General features: G+C 50.0%; 1 protein-coding gene. It reads right to left on the minus strand.

The annotated features are described in order from the left end of the window. A partial coding sequence (locus AC6UD4_RS07295) for a hypothetical protein (protein ID WP_500709647.1) occupies positions 1 to 274 on the minus strand: 274 nt, incomplete at both ends.

Genomic DNA, 274 nt, shown 5'->3' on the forward strand with positions numbered 1-274 from the left:
CTGCTGGGGTGCGTACCAGTGCCACTAGTTTAAAACTTGACATGTAATCAAGGTTGGGTTTTGAAAGCGTGTGCTCTACCGTTTCTGTGGGCTCACTTATTTTTTTGTGAGCAATTTCATTTTTACGCGAAGCACTGTTCAGGGCCAGTAAAAACACTTCATCGCCCGCTATCAGCTCGGCGCTCAATGCTGTGGTAAAAGCATATTTCCCTGGGCTGCTCTCAACAGCACTCATCTGGGCGGGGGAGTAGGCGTCCTCCGCGTACATGTGGGT

This window comes from Fructilactobacillus sp. X3R5C2 (genome assembly GCF_059901175.1).